This is a genomic window from Paenarthrobacter sp. YJN-D, from assembly GCF_015040335.1.
In the GTDB taxonomy this organism is placed as follows: Bacteria; Actinomycetota; Actinomycetes; order Actinomycetales; family Micrococcaceae; genus Arthrobacter; species Arthrobacter nicotinovorans.
The window spans coordinates 2,108,664-2,124,835 of record NZ_CP053549.1; the positions used below are offsets into that span (position 1 = coordinate 2,108,664).

Sequence of the window (16,172 nt, forward strand, 5' to 3'; positions counted from 1 at the left end):
GTCATTTTGCACCGCGGTGAGAGGTGGCTCACATGCCAGTCTTGTGGAGGGGAAATCGAAACTACTTTGAAGGGACGTCAAGGGTGACTGTGCCTGTGAACACCGAAAATCCAGCGGCGGTGGGCGCTGCGAGGCCGAGCCTCGGAGCCCAGTTGCTGCGCCGAAAGCCCATTGGGCAGATGGTCAGCGAGTCCGGCAGCGGCGAAGGCGGCACTCCGCTGGTCCGCAGCTTCGGCGTGCTGCAGCTGACCATGATCAGCGTTGGTGCCACGCTCGGCACCGGCATCCTCGTCATTCTCGGCGAATCCGTTCCGCTGGCAGGTCCGGCCATCTGGATCTCCTTTGTCATCGCCGGCCTTGCTGCGCTCCTCTCCGCTGTTTCCTATGCCGAGATGGCAGGCCTCGTGCCGGTTGCCGGGTCAAGCTACTCGTACTCCTACGCCACCATGGGTGAGGGCATGGCGTGGATCTGCGGCTGGTGCCTGGTGCTGGAGTATGCCGTCTCCGTGGCAGCAGTTGCCGTCGGCGCCGGACAGTACGTCAATGAGACCCTGGCCGCCTTTGGGCAGGTCCTTCCGGACGCGTTGTCCCAACCTCCGGGGGATGGCGGCCTGGTCAACATACCGGCCGTGGTGATCGTGGTCTTCGCCATGATCCTGCTGGTCAGGGGCGCCCGCGAGAGTGCGTGGATCAACACAGCGATTGTCATCATCAAGGTGGGCATCCTGATCTTCTTCTGCGCAGTGGCTTTCACGGCTTTCAATGCCGGCAACTTCGAGCCCCTGCTGCCCATGGGCGCCGCAGGTGTTTCGGCAGCGGCCTCCAGCGTCTTCTTCTCCTACATCGGCTTTGACGCCGCGTCCACGGCAGGGGAAGAGGCCAGGAACCCCAAGCGTGACCTTCCCAGGGCCATCATGCTGTCCATGGTGATCGTCACCAGCATCTACGTCCTCGTATCCGTGGCCGCTATCGGTGCCCGCCCGTGGGGATGGTTCGATGGTACAGAAGCGGCCCTGGTGCAGATCCTGCACGAGATCACCGGCCAGCCCTGGATCGCCCTGGTCTTCTCCATCGGTGCTGTGCTCGCCATCGCCAGCATCGTCCTGACGGTCCTCTACGGCCAGACGCGCATCATGCTGTCCATGTCCCGCGACGGCATGGTGCCCAAAATCTTCGGCCGCGTCTCCCCGCGGACCGGCACTCCGGTGGCGGGAACGCTCATCATCGGCACCGCCGTCGCCCTCACTGCGGGCCTTGTCCCGCTGGGCGCGCTGGCGGACGCCACCAGCATCGGCACGCTGTTTGCCTTTGCCCTGGTCAACGTCGCCGTGATCTACCTGCGACGCAACCGCCCGGACCTCGAGCGAAGCTTCCGCGTTCCCCTATACCCGGTCACGCCGATCCTGGGCGCCCTGATGTGCGCCTACCTGATGCTCAACCTCGGCGCAGATACCTGGATCACCTTTGGGGTGTGGATGCTGGTGGGCATCGCCGTCTACTTCGGCTATGGACGCCGGAACTCCAAGGTAGCCGCGCTCAGCGAGCAGGACTACCGTGAAATGACCACCAGGGCCATGAGCCCGGAACCTGTGAAAGCAGCAAAACCATGACCATCGCCACCGAACTTCCCGTCGCCGGGGAACCCGCAGCACCCGGCGCCAGTGAAGCGCCGATCACCATGCTGAACCCGGACTTCCCCTTCAGCTACGACCACTACCTGGCACACCCGGACGGGCTTGGCTCCGTCCCGGAGGAAATGTACGGCACCGAAGTCGCCGTTATCGGTGCGGGCCTCTCAGGACTCGTGACCGCCTACGAACTCATGAAGCTTGGCCTCAAACCGGTCATTTACGAGGCCGACCAGATCGGTGGCCGGCTCCGGACCGCGAGCTTCCCGTCGGCGCCCGGCGTCGTAGCCGACCTCGGCGGCATGCGCTTCCCGGTTTCCGGCAAGGCGTTCTACCACTACGTGGACCTCCTGGGGCTGGACACCAACGATTTCCCCAACCCCATGGCACCGGCAACATCCAGCACTGTGATCGAGCTCGCCGGCAAGAAGCATTACGCCACCACCGCCGACGAACTGCCCGTGTTCTTCCGCGAAGTTGCCGATGCCTGGAAAGCCGCGATCAACGATGGCGCAGCCTTCGCGGAGATGCAGGAAGCCATCAAGGCCCGGGACACCAAGCGGATCAAGGAACTCTGGAACGCGCTCCTGCCCGAACTCGACGAGCAGACCTTCTACGGCTTCATCGCTGCCAGCAAGTCCTTCAAGGAAGCCGGCTTCGCCCACCGCGAGGCATTCGGCCAGGTCGGCTTCGGCACGGGCGGTTGGGACACCGACTTCCCCAACTCCATCCTTGAGATCCTGCGCGTCGTATACACCGACGCCGACGACCAGCACCGCTCCATTTCGGGAGGCGCGCAAAGGCTCCCGGAGGCACTCTGGAACCACGCGCCGTCGGGCCTGAAGCACTGGCCGGAAGGAACCTCGCTGGCCTCCCTGCACTCAGGTTCGCCGCGCGGTGCCGTGGACAACATCCGCCGGGCAGAGAACGGCGACCTCGTGGTGCGGGAAAACTGGGGACGCGAAGCCAGCTACCAGGCCGTGGTCACCACATGCCAGTCGTGGCTGCTCTCCACCCGTATCCACACCGAAGAGGCACTGTTCCCCGCGGAGATGTGGACCGCGATCGAACGCTCGCACTACATGCAGTCGTCCAAGACCTTCGTGATGGTGGACCGGCCGTTCTGGAAGGACATCGACCCGGAGACCGGGCGTGAAGTCTTGTCCATGACCCTCACCGACCGCCTCAACCGGGCAACGTACTTGCTCGACGACGGCCCGGACAAGCCCGCTGTCATCCTCCTGTCCTACACGTGGAACGACGACGCCCTGAAGTGGCTCGCACTCACTGCGGAGGAGCGCGTCAAGTTGATGCTCCACTCGCTGGAGCAGATCTATCCGGGCGTTGACATCGCGAGCCACATTGTGGGGCAGCCGATCACCGTCTCCTGGGAAGCGGACCCCAACTTCATGGGGGCCTTCAAGGCCAACCTGCCCGGACACTACCGCTACCAGCAGCGGCTGTTCACGCACTTCAAGCAGGACAAACTGCCCGGGAACCAGCGCGGCATCTTCCTCGCCGGTGATGACGTGTCCTTCACCGCCGGGTGGGCCGAGGGCGCCGTCACCACGGGCCTGAATGCCGTCTGGGGCGTGGTGAACCACCTGGGTGGCTCGTCCGCCGCCGGAAACCCCGGCCCGGGTGACCTGCTGGACGAGCTCGGCCCGATCAGCTTGGACTAGTCCCTTTTGCATTGCGAGGCCCGCTCTACGCCCCAAACCCATCGCAGGGGACGCAGAGCGGGCCTCGCATTCGGCGTTAAGCGTGCATGTCCCGGTGCGCCGCTGCGAGTTCCTTGTAGTGGGCGGCGTTGTGCTTCACGCCCTCGAATTCTTCGTCCGTCAATTCGCGGCGGACTTTGGCAGGAACGCCCGCTACGAGGGAGCGCGGGGGAATGACGGTGCCTTCCAACACGACGGCGCCGGCCGCAATGAGGGAACCCGTGCCGATCACCGCGCCGTTGAGGATGGTGGCACTCATGCCGATGAGGCAGTCGTCCTCCACTGTGCAGCCGTGGACCACAGCGCTGTGCCCGACGGAGACGCGCTCGCCGACGGTGCAGGGAAAACCGGGATCGGCGTGAAGGACCACGTTGTCCTGCAGGTTGGAACCCGCCCCCACCTTGATCGCGGCTGTATCAGCGCGGACGGAGACGCCGTAGAAAGCGCTGGAATCCTGGGCCAAGGTGGCCTTGCCAATGATGGACGCGGTGGGCGCCACGAAGGCGGTTTCATGGATGTCCGGAGTGTCCCCGGCAAAAGTGTAAGAAGGAGCCATGAAGCCCAGCCTAGTTGGCTGAAGGGGTGCGGAGCACCAGGAATTGGTAGTGCTGCTCCCAGTTTCCCGCGCCGGGGCCGGACTCAACGCCCACACCTTCCGGCCACGTTCGGAAATGCTCCACCACGCCGTGTTCCCCAAAAATCCGCCGCACGGTTTCGTCACTGCGGCGGCTGAAGAAACGCCGCGGTTCTTCCAGGTCCTCCGGGTTCAGAACTTCGTCGTCGTCACCGGACCAGAGTCCGACGGCGATTGGCGCACCCGGTGCGGTGACCCGCACGAGTTCGCGGACGACGTCGTGAATCCCGCTGTTGGGGACATGTAACAGCGTGCTCATGGTCCACGCCGCTTCGAAGACCGAATCCGCAAACGGCAGGTCCCGCCCGCTCGCAACCGAGGCGTCGAGTCCTGCGGCGCGGGCCACGTGGACGCTCTCCGGCGACAGGTCCACACCCGTGTAGTGCAGCCCCGCACGGACGAACTCCACGCCTTCAACACCGGTGCCACAGCCGAGCTCCAGCAAGGAACGACGGTGTTCGGACTTGAGCAGCCGGATGAACCACTCCCGGCACTCAACCCGGTGGGGAGTCAGCGAGCGGGTATTCCGTGCGGCGGCATGGCGGTCGTAATAGACGGCGAGGTCGCGCTCCGGATCAGGAAGGCCCTGCATACCCCCAGCTTAGGAGTGGTGTTAGTTGAACACCACGGTCCGGGTGCCATCCAGGAGGACGCGGTGCTCGGCGTGCCACTGCACTGCCTGGGCCAGCGTGCGGCCCTCGACGTCGCGGCCCATCTGGACGAACTGGGCCGCCGTGCGCGCATGGTCCACTCGGATGACCTCCTGTTCGATGATCGGCCCCTCATCCAGGTCTGCGGTCACATAGTGCGCCGTGGCGCCGATGATCTTCACGCCGCGGGCGTGCGCCTGGTGGTAAGGCTTTGCGCCCTTGAAAGAGGGGAGGAACGAGTGGTGGATGTTGATGGCTTTGCCGTTCAACTCCGTGCAGAGTTCGTTGGAGAGGACCTGCATGTACCGGGCCAGGACGGTCAATTCGACGTCGTGCTCGGCGATCAGCTTCAGGAGCTCAGCCTCCGCCTGCGGCTTGGTTTCCGGTGTCACGGGGATGTGGTGGAACGGGATGCCGTAGAAGTTGGCCAGTTCCTCCAGATCGCGGTGGTTGGAGACGATGGCCGGAACCTCGATGGGCAGGGTGCCTGTGCGCTGCTGGAACAGCAGGTCGTTGAGGCAGTGGGCGTCCTTGGAGCACAGGATGATGGTGCGCACCTTCCGGCCAACGGGGTTGATCTGCCACGTCATGCCGAAGGATTCGGCCACCGGCCGCAGGGCGGCGGCCAGTTCCGCCTGGGTGCTCGACGTCGTTGCCTCCACGCGCATGAAGAAGTTGCCGGTGGTGGGGCTTCCGTATTGTTGCGAATCGGCGATATTGCACCCGGCGTCAAGGAGTGCGCCGGCAACAGCGTGCACGATGCCGGGGCGGTCGGGGCAGGAGAGGGTCACAACAAAAGCGGTGGAGTCAGTCACACGGACAAGCCTACCGGTGCTGCCTTGTTGTACTGTTAACGGGTCGCAACTGGCGTTGGGTGGACTACCACCAGGGAGCGGCAATCACGAAGACCACGGATCGTACGCCTGGGCCGAGGGTCATGTCTTACCGTCGCACGCAAGTGACCGATGCCTCCTGTCATCAAGGGGACGCGGGAATGCTGCTGCCGGTAGCCTGACCTGTAGCACCACCCGTTCCCTAGCCAGGAGATCTCCGTGACTACCACCACTTCAGCGTCTGTCAGCAACCAGTCGCTCGCCGAACTCGATCCCGAGATCGCAGCAGTCCTCGACCAGGAGCTTGGCCGCCAGCGCGGCACCCTGGAAATGATTGCCTCCGAAAACTTCGCCCCCCGCGCTGTGATGGAAGCCCAGGGCTCCGTCTTGACCAACAAGTATGCCGAGGGTTACCCGGGCCGCCGCTACTACGGCGGTTGCGAATACGTCGACGTCGCTGAGCAGCTCGCCATCGACCGGGTCAAGGAACTCTTCGGCGCCGAATACGCCAATGTCCAGCCCCACTCCGGTGCCCAGGCAAACGCTGCAGCACTGTCCGCCATGATCAACCCGGGCGACAAGATCCTCGGCCTGTCCCTGGCCCACGGCGGACACCTGACCCACGGCATGAAGCTCAACTTCTCCGGCAAGCTCTACAACGTAGCGGCCTACCAGGTGGAAGAGGACAACTTCCGCATCGACATGGACAAGCTCCGCGAGCAGGCCATCGCCGAGAAGCCGCAGGTCATCATCGCAGGCTGGTCTGCCTACCCGCGCCACCTCGATTTCGCAGCTTTCCGTTCCATCGCCGACGAAGTCGGTGCGCTCCTCTGGACCGACATGGCGCACTTCGCAGGCCTTGTAGCAGCAGGACTGCACCCGAGCCCGGTGCCGCACTCCGACGTCGTCACCTCCACGGTCCACAAGACCCTGGCAGGTCCGCGTTCCGGCGTGATCCTGGGCAAGCAGGAGTGGGCCAAGAAGCTCAACTCCAGCGTCTTCCCGGGCCAGCAGGGCGGCCCGCTCATGCACGTCATCGCAGCCAAGGCCGTTGCCTTCAAGATCGCCGGCGGCGAAGAGTTCAAGGAACGCCAGGAGCGCGTCCTTGAGGGCGCCAAGGTCATCGCTGACCGCCTCAACCAGGCCGACGTCGCCGAAGCCGGCGTCTCGGTCCTGACCGGCGGCACCGACGTCCACCTGGTCCTGGTTGACCTGCGCAACTCCCAGTTGGACGGCCAGCAGGCCGAAGACCTCCTGCACTCGGTGGGCATCACCGTGAACCGGAACTCCGTTCCGTTCGATCCCCGCCCGCCGATGGTCACCTCCGGCCTCCGCATCGGTACGCCCGCCCTGGCTACCCGCGGTTTCGGTGCCGACGAGTTCACCGAGGTTGCCGACATCATCGCCACCGCACTCGTAAAGGGCGCCGCCGGCAGCGTTGATGCAGAGGCCCTCCAGGCACGCGTCGACAAGCTCGCCGACAACTTCCCGCTGTACCCGCAGCACGAGCAGTGGTAACCAGCGGTTCCTGCGACAACAAGCGCTGAACACGCATTACCCCGGCACTGAACCGGAGCCAACGGGATCCGCCGCCACACCTACGGCGGCGGGTCCCGTTGGCATGAGCCTCCCAGCAGAAAGAGCAGATGGAATGACACAGTCCACCGCACAGATCCTTGACGGCAAGGCCACCGCCGCCGCCATCAAGGCAGAACTGACCACCCGCGTTTCTGCCCTTGCCGCCAAGGGCATCGTCCCCGGCCTGGGCACCATCCTGGTGGGCTCCGACCCCGGCAGCACCTGGTATGTCGGCGGCAAGCACAAGGACTGCGCAGAGGTGGGCATCCAGTCCATCCGCCGCGACCTCCCCGAGGACATCTCCCAGGAAGACCTCCTGAAGGTCGTCCAGGAACTCAACGAGAACCCCGAGTGCACCGGCTACATCGTCCAGCTCCCGCTTCCCAAGCACATCGACCAGGACGTCATCCTGGAAGCCATGGACCCGGAGAAGGACGCCGACGGCCTGCACCCCATGAACCTTGGCCGCCTGGTGGCCAACGTGAACGGTGAAATGAAGTCGCCGCTGCCCTGCACGCCCAAGGGCTGTGTGGAGCTGCTTCGCCGCCACGACATCGACCTCAAGGGCAAGCGCGTCCTGGTGGTTGGCCGCGGCGTGACCATCGGCCGTCCCATCGGACTGCTGCTGACCCGCAAGGAAGTCAACGCAACGGTGATCCTGGCCCACACCGGAACCGTGGACCTGCCCGCGGAACTCAAGCAGGCCGACGTCGTGATTGCCGCCGCCGGCGTGCCGCACATGATCAAGGCAGAAGACCTCAAACCGGGCGCAATCGTGCTCGACGTCGGCGTCAGCCGCGTGGACGACGGCAACGGCAAGGCTGTTGTCACCGGCGATGTGGACCCGGCAGCTGCCGACGTCGCCGCCTGGTTGTCCCCGAATCCGGGCGGCGTGGGTCCGATGACCCGTGCCATGCTGCTTGCCAACGTCGTGGAGAGCGCCGAACGCCAGGCCGGCATCGCGTAACCTCGCTGAATGCAGAAAGGGCGCCTGCTCCCGTTGGGAGCAGGCGCCCTTTTCCGTCCCGCGGGGAGCGCCCTAGCGGACCTCGGTCATGGTGTTTTCGCTGCGAATACGAGGCGGTACAGGGCGGCTGCGGCGATGGCTCCGGCGATGGGGGCAACGATGAAGACCCAGAGCTGGCCCAGTGCCCAGATGTCGGCATACAGGGCCGTGGCGATCGAACGGGCCGGGTTCACCGAGGTGTTGGTCACGGGAATGCTGATGAGGTGGATCAGCGTGAGGCTGAGGCCAATGGCAAGGGCGGCGAATCCGGCCTGAGCACGCCGGTCAGTGACGCCAAGGATGACCAGGACGAAGACGGCGGTCAGGACGAATTCGGTCATCAGCGCCGAACCAAGGCCAAAGCCCCCGGGGGAGTGGTCGCCGAAACCATTGGAGGCGAATCCGGCTGCCCGGGCGGCAGTGAAGAAGCCGTCGGAGCCGCCGGCAGCGATGACGGCCAGCACGCTGGAGCCTGCCGCGCCGCCCACAAGCTGCGCCCCAATGTAGGCCGCTATGTCCTTGGCCGGAAAACGCCCGGCGACTGCCAGTCCGATCGTCACCGCAGGGTTGAAGTGCCCGCCTGAGACGTGGCCGAAAGCGTAGGCACCGGCGACGACCGTCAGGCCGAAAGCCAGGGACACGCCCAGGAATCCAACCCCCACGGCGTTAGCTGGATCCGGGAAGCTTGCTGCGAACAGCGCAGTTCCCACGCCACCGAAAACCAAAATAAATGTGCCCAAAGCTTCAGCGCCGAGCCTGGAGACCAAAGCCGGGCCGGCACCGGGATCCGTGGGTCGTGGGATGGTTTTGGTATTGCGGCTGGCCATGCTGAGCCTTTCAGTTTTGGAGGTTGTTTGTGTTGGGGGCGGTTCACCCCAAGAACGTCGTGCGGCTGCTCCCGTGTTTGTGACGCGATTCCGGGCCTGTCTTTCGGGAAGGACAGCTGGTTGCGGGCGCAGGTCCCCGGTGCCTGCATCGGCTAAATCCAGAAAGTTGCGGAACACATCTTTCACATGTCGGTGGGCGCTACTAGTCTGCTGAGGGTGCACAATGAAGCAATCCGCTCCCCGTCACCGTCTCCAACACCGTCATCGACACCGTCACCAACACAGTCAGAATCGTTGCAACCCGGCTTCGACATGAACCGACCCACCGTCATCAGTGCCCGGAACCTCACCAAGGCCTACGGTGACCTCATCGCCGTCGACAACATCTCCTTCGACGTCCCGGCGGGGGAGTCCTTCGGCCTGCTCGGGCCCAACGGCGCAGGCAAGTCCACCACCATGAAAATGATCGGTGGCGTCTCCCAGCGCACGTCGGGCTCGCTGAGCATCATGGGCCTGGACCCCGAAACGCACGGCCCCGAGGTACGGGCGCATCTGGGCGTGGTGCCGCAGCAGGACAACCTGGACGAAGAACTCAAGGTCCGCGAGAACCTGATCGTGTACGGCCGCTATTTCGGCCTGCCCCTGCGCTACCTGCGTCCGAAGGCGGACGAGTTGCTCGAGTTCGCGCAATTGACTGACAAGGCCAATTCCAAGGTGGACGCGCTCTCCGGGGGCATGAAGCGGCGATTGACCATCGCCCGCTCGCTGATCAACGAGCCCCGCATACTCCTCCTGGACGAACCCACCACCGGCCTTGATCCGCAGGCCCGCCACATCCTCTGGGACCGGTTGTTCCGGCTCAAGGAAAGCGGCGTCACCCTCATCCTGACCACCCACTACATGGACGAGGCGGAGCAACTCTGTGACCGTCTGATCGTGGTGGACAAGGGCCGGATCATGGCGGAGGGTTCGCCTGCCAACCTCATCCGCGAGCACTCCTCGCGCGAAGTACTCGAGCTCAGGTTCGGGTCCGAGCGGAACGCGACCATCGGCGTCGAACTTGAAGGCATCGGTGAGCGGCTGGAGACCCTCCCGGACCGCGTACTGATATACGCGCACGACGGCGAGGCCGCGCTGGAGCAGGTGTCCGCCCGCGGACTGCGGCCCATGACCTCGCTGGTCCGCCGCTCGTCGCTGGAGGACGTGTTCCTGCGGCTGACCGGCAGGAGCCTCGTTGACTGAGAAGCAAACCACGACGACGGAGCAGCCTTTGCGGGCCCACTCGCCGCAGGTTTCGGCCGCCAGGGCTCGCCGCTGGGGTTCCTTCTACTATGCGGAGCAAGTCCTCCGCGTGATGCGCAACTACGGCTGGTCCGTGGTCCTCTACAGCGTGGGGCAGCCCGTTGCGTACTTGTTCGCCATGGGAGTCGGGCTGGCCACGTTGGTGGACGCCAACAGCGCGTCGGCGTTCGGCGGCGTCAGCTACCTGGAATTCGTTGCGCCGGCGCTGCTGGTCTCCGCAGCGGTGATGACGGCGTCCGGTGAGTTCTCGTACCCCGTCATGGATGGCTTCAAATGGCGCCGGGTGTTCTATGGCCCGCACGCCTCGCCGTTGATTCCGCAGCAGATCGCCAGCGGGCACATCATGGCGAGTTCCCTGCGCTTCCTCCTCCAATCAGTGGTCTACTTCGCGGTAGTGGCCATCTTTGGAGCTTCACCGAGTCCGTGGGGCTGGGTCTCTGCGCTGGTGGCGACCGTGGCGGCGCTGTCCTTTGGCCTGCCCCTGATGGCCTATGCGGCAAGCATCACTCAGGACAAAGGGCAGTTCGCGCTGGTGCAGCGGTTCATTGTGATGCCCTTGTTCCTGTTCTCCGGGACCTTCTTCCCGTTGGATACCCTGCCGTTGGCTGTCCGCTGGATCGGCTGGATTTCGCCGGTCTGGCATGGAACCGAGCTGGGCAGGGTGTTCACGTACGGACTGGATGAACCGCCGTTGCTGACCATCACCCACGTGGTGTTCCTGGTGGCGGCTGCCGTTGGGGGCTGGGTTCTCGTGCGCCGGCAGTTCGTGAAAAGGATGGGTTCATGAGTGTCCTCACAGGCGGCCACAGCGCCACCGACCATGCCCGCGAACGCAAGTTTGGTTCCCTGTACTCCCGCAACGCAAGGGCTGTTGTGGGCCGTGGTCTGATGGCGGCCAAGAGCAGTACCTGGCTGGTCCTGGTGTCCGGGTTCTTTGAGCCCGTGCTGTTCCTGCTGGCCATGGGCGTGGGCATGGGCTCAATCGTTGGAACAGTCGAAGGCCCCGGCGGCCAGGAAATCAGTTACGCGGCCTACATCGCACCGGCACTCCTCGCCGTGTCCGCCATGAACGGTGCCGTTTACGACTCCACCTGGAACGTCTTCTTCAAGATGAACTTCGCAAAGCTCTACCAGGGGATGCTCTACACCTCCTTGGGGCCGCTGGATGTCGCCATTGGCGAGATCTTCCTGGCGTTGCTGCGGGGACTTCTCTATGCCACAGGGTTCACCGCGGTCATGGGTGTCATGGGCCTGCTCACCAGTTGGTGGTCCCTCCTGGTCATCCCGGCGTCGGTGCTGATCGCCTTCGGATTCGCAAGCTTCGGCATGGGCATCACCAGCTTCATGAAGACGTTCCAGCAAATGGACTGGATCAACTTTTTCCTGCTGCCCATGTTCCTGTTCAGCGCCACGTTCTACCCGCTCAGCGTCTACCCGCAGGTCATCCAGTGGTTTATCCAGGCCATGCCGTTGTGGCACGGTGTGGAGTTGCTGCGGCAGATCAGCGTGGGGTCTTTCAGCCCGGCCACGGCCATCCATGTGGGCTACTACGTCGTGATGATTGCGCTCGGCATCGTGCTGACCACCGGAAGGCTGCGCCGGCTGTTCCTCAAGTGATGGAGTTTTTGTACACCTCCTGCCCGCAAAAGGGCGTGTTGAGGGCATCTGGTGTACAAAAACTCCCACGGATGGGGGCTCGTGTTCGCCGTCCGTGGAAGAGTCCCGGGCACCTTTCCGGGTTTGAGAGAATGGGCTCATGCAATCTCTCGGTGACCCGCACCCGTCCACGTCCCCCGCCGGCAAAGGCATGTTCAAGGGCTTCCGCATCGGCGGCCTGGGGATGACCGTTGTCATCATCGCTTTCCTGGTGGCCGTCATCTTCGCGGCAAACCAGAACGACGTGGTGGGCTGGGTAGTTGCCGTCGTCGCCTTCGGTTGGCTGGCCCTTGCCACCTTCGTCGTGTTGAGCATCCGCAGGGCTGCACAGCGGGCCGGGGCAAAGCTGAGCGAAGCCCAAGCCGCCTTCAACTCGGCAACCGGCCGCGCGCCGTCGTCGAACGTTGCGGACAACGGTGGCACGCGGGTGGTGGCCGAGCGCAGCCAGGCCGATGAGGTTCGTGACCTCAAGCTGGACCACTCGTTCAAGATCGTGCAGGTGCAGGTGCGCGTGGTTGACGGGGAGCGTGCAAAGGGCGCTGCCGCGGACCAGGACACCATCGACCGCGCGTTGGAAACCATCGCCATTACGGCCACCAACGCCAGGGATATGATCAAGTCTTCCGGCGGCTCGGACGAGCCCGTTGCCGGCACCATCATCGACTAGAGTAGAGCGGGTGAGTACGGCATTGAAGAAGGACTTCCTTCGCATCGCATCAGTCAACGTCAACGGCCTCAGGGCTGCCTACAAGAACGGCATGGCGGAATGGCTGGAGCCCCGCGAGGTTGACATTCTCTGCCTGCAGGAAGTCCGCGCCCCCGATGACATCGTCCGGAAGCTGATCGGCGAAGGCTGGCACATCCTCCACACCGAAGCTGAAGCCAAGGGCCGTGCCGGTGTTGCCATTGCATCCCGCGAAGAGCCCACGGCCACCCGGATCGGCATCGGAGATTCCTACTTCGACACTTCCGGTCGTTGGGTCGAAGCGGACTTCAACGTCAAGAACAGTGCGGGGGAGTCCACCACCCTCTCCGTGGTCAGCGCCTATGTGCACTCCGGCGAAGTGGGAACCCCCAAGCAGGACGACAAGTTCCGTTTCCTGGACGCCATGATCACCCGGCTCCCTGAGCTCGCCAAGCACAGCGACCACGCCTTGGTGGTTGGCGACCTCAACGTCGGACACACGGAACTCGACATCAAGAACTGGAAGGGCAACGTCAAGCGTGCCGGCTTCCTCCCGGAGGAGCGCGCCTACTTTGACCGCTTCCTCGGCGAAGAAATCGGATGGAGGGATGTCCACAGGGGCCTGGCAGGAAATGTCGCCGGCCCCTACACCTGGTGGTCCCAGCGCGGTAAGGCCTTTGACACTGACACTGGCTGGCGCATCGACTACCACCTGGCTACGCCGGACCTTGCTGCAGCTGCTTTCTCCGCTGTGGTGGACCGGGCGCCTTCGTGGGACACCCGTTTCTCCGACCACGCACCGCTGGTAGTCGACTACCGGCTCTGAGCTCCCTAAGGTATTTCTCCATGACAAGTTCCACCACGACTGAAACCGACCCGGTGGCCGCACCGGAAGCCGCCACGTCCACCAAACCGGCAGTCGGCGCCAAGCACCGTGTCCTGTCCGGCATGCAGCCCTCCGCGGACTCCCTGCACCTGGGCAATTATCTCGGCGCCTTGGTCAACTGGGTCCGCATGCAGGATGAGTACGACGCCGTCTTCTTCATCCCGGACCTGCACGCCATCACCGTGCCCCAGGATCCTGCGGAACTCGCACGACGCACCCGGGTTACTGCCGCCCAGTACATCGCCGGTGGCGTGGACGTGGACAAGTGCACCTTGTTCGTCCAGTCACAGGTACCCGAACATGCGCAGCTGGCATGGGTCCTGAACTGCATCACGGGCATGGGCGAGGCCGCCCGGATGACCCAGTTCAAGGACAAAGCCCAGAAACAGGGATCAGACCACGCCAGTGTCGGCCTGTTCACCTACCCCATCCTGCAGGCGGCCGACATCCTCCTGTACCAGCCGCACGGCGTACCGGTGGGCGAAGACCAGCGCCAGCACGTGGAACTCAGCCGCGACCTCGCCAACCGCTTCAACAGCCGGTTCGGGGAAACGTTCCAGGTCCCCGAGGCCTTCATCCAGAAGGAATCGGCCAAGATCTACGATCTCCAGAACCCCACGGCCAAGATGTCCAAGTCCGCGGAATCACCGGCGGGACTCATTAACCTGCTGGACGACCCCAAGACCGTGGCCAAGCGGATCAAATCCGCCGTCACGGACACCGAAACCGAGATCCGCTATGACCGCGAGAACAAGCCCGGCGTTTCCAACCTGCTGACCATTTACTCGGCCATCAGTGGTACGCCGGTGGAGAAGATCGTGGCCGACTACCAGGGCAAGATGTACGGCCACCTGAAGGTCGACCTCGCGGAACTGGTCTCGGGGCACCTCGCTCCCATCCGTGAACGCGCCAACGAACTCCTGGCCGATCCCGCGGAACTGGACCGGCTCCTGGCACACGGTGCGGACAAGGCACGGGAAATCGCCTCAGCCACCCTGACTGACGTCTACTCCAAGGTCGGCTTCCTGCCGTACCGCGGGACTGCCAACGGTGAGCAAGGGGTCCGCTAACTCCATGTGCTCTGCTGGCCAGCTCAACGTCAAGACCGACACCCGTAAGGGTGTTGGTCCTGACGACTCTCGCCAGCCTGCTGTCACCGGCGCCGACTGCGGCGCCGGTGACGCCATGTGCGTTGGAGTGATCCTTGGCTTCCCCCCGGAGATAGCCCGCGAACTCCAGGAATGGCGGGCTTCCTTCGGCGATCCCATGGCCGAAGTCATCCCGGCCCACATCACCTTGATCACCACCACGCCCACCCAGGACTGGGACGCCACCCGCGAACACGTCAGGGAAGTAGCCCGCACACAGGAGCCGTTCCACATTACGATTTCCGGCACTGGTTCGTTCCGTCCGGTGTCGCCGGTAGTGTTCGTCAACGTCGAACAGGGCTTTGAAGAATGCGTGCAGTTGCACGAGAAACTTCAAACCGGTCCCCTTGAGCGGCGGCTGCCCTTCCCCTATCACCCGCACGTCACTGTGGCTCACGATGTCGCCCAGGAAAATCTTGATGAGGCCGAAACGGTCCTCAGAGATTACCGGGCCACCTTCCCTGTGGTTAGCATGGGACTTTACGAGCACGACACCAACGGAATATGGCAGCTACGGGAAGAGCTCGACTTTGGCGGCGATACTGACGAAGAACAGCAAGCGGATTCAGGCCACGGAGGCGGACACTCCTCCACTGCCAACTGAGCTGGCAAAGCTCAAGCTTGAGCTGCTCCGGAAGCGGCAGGACTGGGGCCATGCCAAGCGTGCCGGCGACGGCGCACTGAAGAAGGCCGGCGCCTTCTTTGCGTTGTTCATGGCGCGGCTGAACACCAATCGCGTCATGCGCTCCTTCCAGCACTACACCCGACAGCACGGCCCCTTGTTGAGTGCGGGCATCGGTTTCAACATGTTCTTCTCGGTGACAGGTTTGCTCACCACGGGCTTTGCCGTCGCAGGCATTGTCCTGGGCGGAAATCCGGTTCTGGAGGACGCCGTGATCGGCAGCGTTGCATCCGCGGCGCCCGGCTTGCTTCAGGTTAATGGCGGTGAGGGCTTGGTGGATCCACAATCCCTGCTGAACCCCTCCGGCCTGGGCTGGACCGCGGTCATCGCCGCCGCCGTCACGATCTTCACGTCGCTGGGTTGGATAGCAAGCGTCAGGGAGGGGTTGCGCGGAGTCATGGGTTTGGGCCCATTGGTCCGCAACGCCATCCTTCAAAAACTCATCGACGCCGGAACCCTGCTGCTCCTTGGCGTGATCCTGGTGGTCAGCGCCGGGGCATCCCTGATTTTCGGCACCGCGGCCGACTGGTTCTTCGACCTCCTGAAGCTCGACGAAACCGTCGCGGCCCCCATCGCGGCGGTCGTCAAGATCGTCGTCCCCCTCCTTCTGAACTGCGCGACGGCGGCCGTCCTGTTCCGCGTCGCCGGCAGCCTGGCGTTGACGCGCCGGGCGTTCCTCGAAGGCGTGGTGCTGGCCGGCGTCGGGACAACGGTTCTGCAATTCTTCAGTACGGAACTTCTGGCCCGCTCCGGCAACAACCCTGTCCTGGCTTCGTTCGCCATCATCATCGGCTTGCTGATCTGGTTCAACCTGGTGAGCCAGGTCTACCTCGTTTCAGCGTCCTGGTCAGCCATCCGCGAGGCCGACCTCGCATCGGGGGAGACACCGCGCAAGAAAGTCCTCGGTTCGCGTCGCGTAGCACCGCGTACCTGAGC

At 64.1% G+C, this 16,172-nt stretch carries 16 protein-coding genes; 12 read left to right on the plus strand and 4 right to left on the minus strand.

All coding sequences use genetic code 11. The features are described from left to right. Positions 1 to 95 precede the first annotated feature (95 nt). Together HMI60_RS09940 and HMI60_RS09945 are read left to right on the plus strand one after the other, a co-directional pair. Positions 96 to 1,610: an amino acid permease gene (locus HMI60_RS09940; protein WP_064722074.1), complete on the plus strand. Its 1,515-nt coding sequence runs from the start codon at positions 96 to 98 to the stop codon at positions 1,608 to 1,610. Further along, positions 1,607 to 3,310 (plus strand): NAD(P)/FAD-dependent oxidoreductase, encoded by a 1,704-nt coding sequence (locus tag HMI60_RS09945; protein WP_193591086.1) that lies wholly within the window; start codon positions 1,607 to 1,609, stop codon positions 3,308 to 3,310. The genes HMI60_RS09940 and HMI60_RS09945 overlap by 4 nt, the downstream gene beginning before the upstream one ends. A gap of 76 nt (positions 3,311 to 3,386) precedes the next feature. Here HMI60_RS09945 and HMI60_RS09950 read toward each other — a convergent pair whose 3' ends face one another. Genes HMI60_RS09950 through purU form a run of 3 tightly spaced genes read right to left on the minus strand, consistent with a single transcriptional unit; the run spans position 3,387 to position 5,448 of the window. Then, positions 3,387 to 3,905, minus strand: coding sequence for a gamma carbonic anhydrase family protein (locus HMI60_RS09950; protein ID WP_018777234.1), 519 nt, complete (start codon positions 3,903 to 3,905; stop codon positions 3,387 to 3,389). A 10-nt stretch (positions 3,906 to 3,915) separates the two neighbouring features. Continuing rightward, the gene (locus HMI60_RS09955; protein WP_193591087.1) at positions 3,916 to 4,575 is read right to left on the minus strand and encodes a class I SAM-dependent methyltransferase; all 660 of its coding nucleotides are present in this window, start codon (positions 4,573 to 4,575) and stop codon (positions 3,916 to 3,918) included. A 21-nt stretch (positions 4,576 to 4,596) separates the two neighbouring features. Beyond that, positions 4,597 to 5,448 carry a formyltetrahydrofolate deformylase gene (purU, locus tag HMI60_RS09960; protein WP_193591088.1) on the minus strand — a complete coding sequence of 284 codons (852 nt, stop codon included), beginning with the start codon at positions 5,446 to 5,448 and terminating at the stop codon, positions 4,597 to 4,599. 237 nt (positions 5,449 to 5,685) lie between these two features. Between purU and glyA the strand changes: the two genes are divergently transcribed. Further along, entirely contained in the window at positions 5,686 to 6,984 is a 1,299-nt protein-coding gene (gene glyA, locus HMI60_RS09965; RefSeq protein WP_227453698.1) for a serine hydroxymethyltransferase, read from the plus strand. 133 nt (positions 6,985 to 7,117) lie between these two features. Further along, positions 7,118 to 8,011, plus strand: coding sequence for a bifunctional methylenetetrahydrofolate dehydrogenase/methenyltetrahydrofolate cyclohydrolase (locus HMI60_RS09970; protein ID WP_018777238.1), 894 nt, complete (start codon positions 7,118 to 7,120; stop codon positions 8,009 to 8,011). An 86-nt stretch (positions 8,012 to 8,097) separates the two neighbouring features. Here HMI60_RS09970 and aqpZ read toward each other — a convergent pair whose 3' ends face one another. Further along, the gene (gene aqpZ, locus HMI60_RS09975; RefSeq protein ID WP_227453699.1) at positions 8,098 to 8,877 is read right to left on the minus strand and encodes an aquaporin Z; all 780 of its coding nucleotides are present in this window, start codon (positions 8,875 to 8,877) and stop codon (positions 8,098 to 8,100) included. A gap of 312 nt (positions 8,878 to 9,189) precedes the next feature. On the opposite strand from aqpZ, the gene HMI60_RS09980 reads away from it, so the two are divergent. The 8 genes from HMI60_RS09980 (at position 9,190) to HMI60_RS10015 (ending at position 16,170) form a co-directional block, all read left to right on the plus strand. Beyond that, positions 9,190 to 10,119 carry an ABC transporter ATP-binding protein gene (locus HMI60_RS09980; protein ID WP_193591089.1) on the plus strand — a complete coding sequence of 310 codons (930 nt, stop codon included), beginning with the start codon at positions 9,190 to 9,192 and terminating at the stop codon, positions 10,117 to 10,119. After that, entirely contained in the window at positions 10,112 to 10,966 is an 855-nt protein-coding gene (locus tag HMI60_RS09985) for an ABC transporter permease (RefSeq protein WP_064721934.1), read from the plus strand. Before HMI60_RS09980 ends, HMI60_RS09985 begins: the two co-directional genes overlap by 8 nt. Further along, positions 10,963 to 11,796: an ABC transporter permease gene (locus HMI60_RS09990; protein ID WP_193591090.1), complete on the plus strand. Its 834-nt coding sequence runs from the start codon at positions 10,963 to 10,965 to the stop codon at positions 11,794 to 11,796. Before HMI60_RS09985 ends, HMI60_RS09990 begins: the two co-directional genes overlap by 4 nt. A gap of 139 nt (positions 11,797 to 11,935) precedes the next feature. Next, complete coding sequence (locus tag HMI60_RS09995) at positions 11,936 to 12,502, plus strand: hypothetical protein (protein WP_018777243.1); 567 nt, start codon at positions 11,936 to 11,938, stop codon at positions 12,500 to 12,502. A 10-nt stretch (positions 12,503 to 12,512) separates the two neighbouring features. Further along, positions 12,513 to 13,346 carry an exodeoxyribonuclease III gene (locus tag HMI60_RS10000; protein ID WP_055974664.1) on the plus strand — a complete coding sequence of 278 codons (834 nt, stop codon included), beginning with the start codon at positions 12,513 to 12,515 and terminating at the stop codon, positions 13,344 to 13,346. 20 nt (positions 13,347 to 13,366) lie between these two features. Further along, complete coding sequence (gene trpS / locus HMI60_RS10005; protein ID WP_039240278.1) at positions 13,367 to 14,476, plus strand: tryptophan--tRNA ligase; 1,110 nt, start codon at positions 13,367 to 13,369, stop codon at positions 14,474 to 14,476. Positions 14,477 to 14,480: 4 nt separating this feature from the next. Then, on the plus strand, positions 14,481 to 15,158 hold the full coding sequence (locus HMI60_RS10010; RefSeq protein WP_018777246.1) for a 2'-5' RNA ligase family protein: 678 nt from the start codon (positions 14,481 to 14,483) through the stop codon (positions 15,156 to 15,158). Continuing rightward, complete coding sequence (locus HMI60_RS10015) at positions 15,085 to 16,170, plus strand: YihY/virulence factor BrkB family protein (protein WP_018777247.1); 1,086 nt, start codon at positions 15,085 to 15,087, stop codon at positions 16,168 to 16,170. Before HMI60_RS10010 ends, HMI60_RS10015 begins: the two co-directional genes overlap by 74 nt. Positions 16,171 to 16,172: the final 2 nt, after the last annotated feature.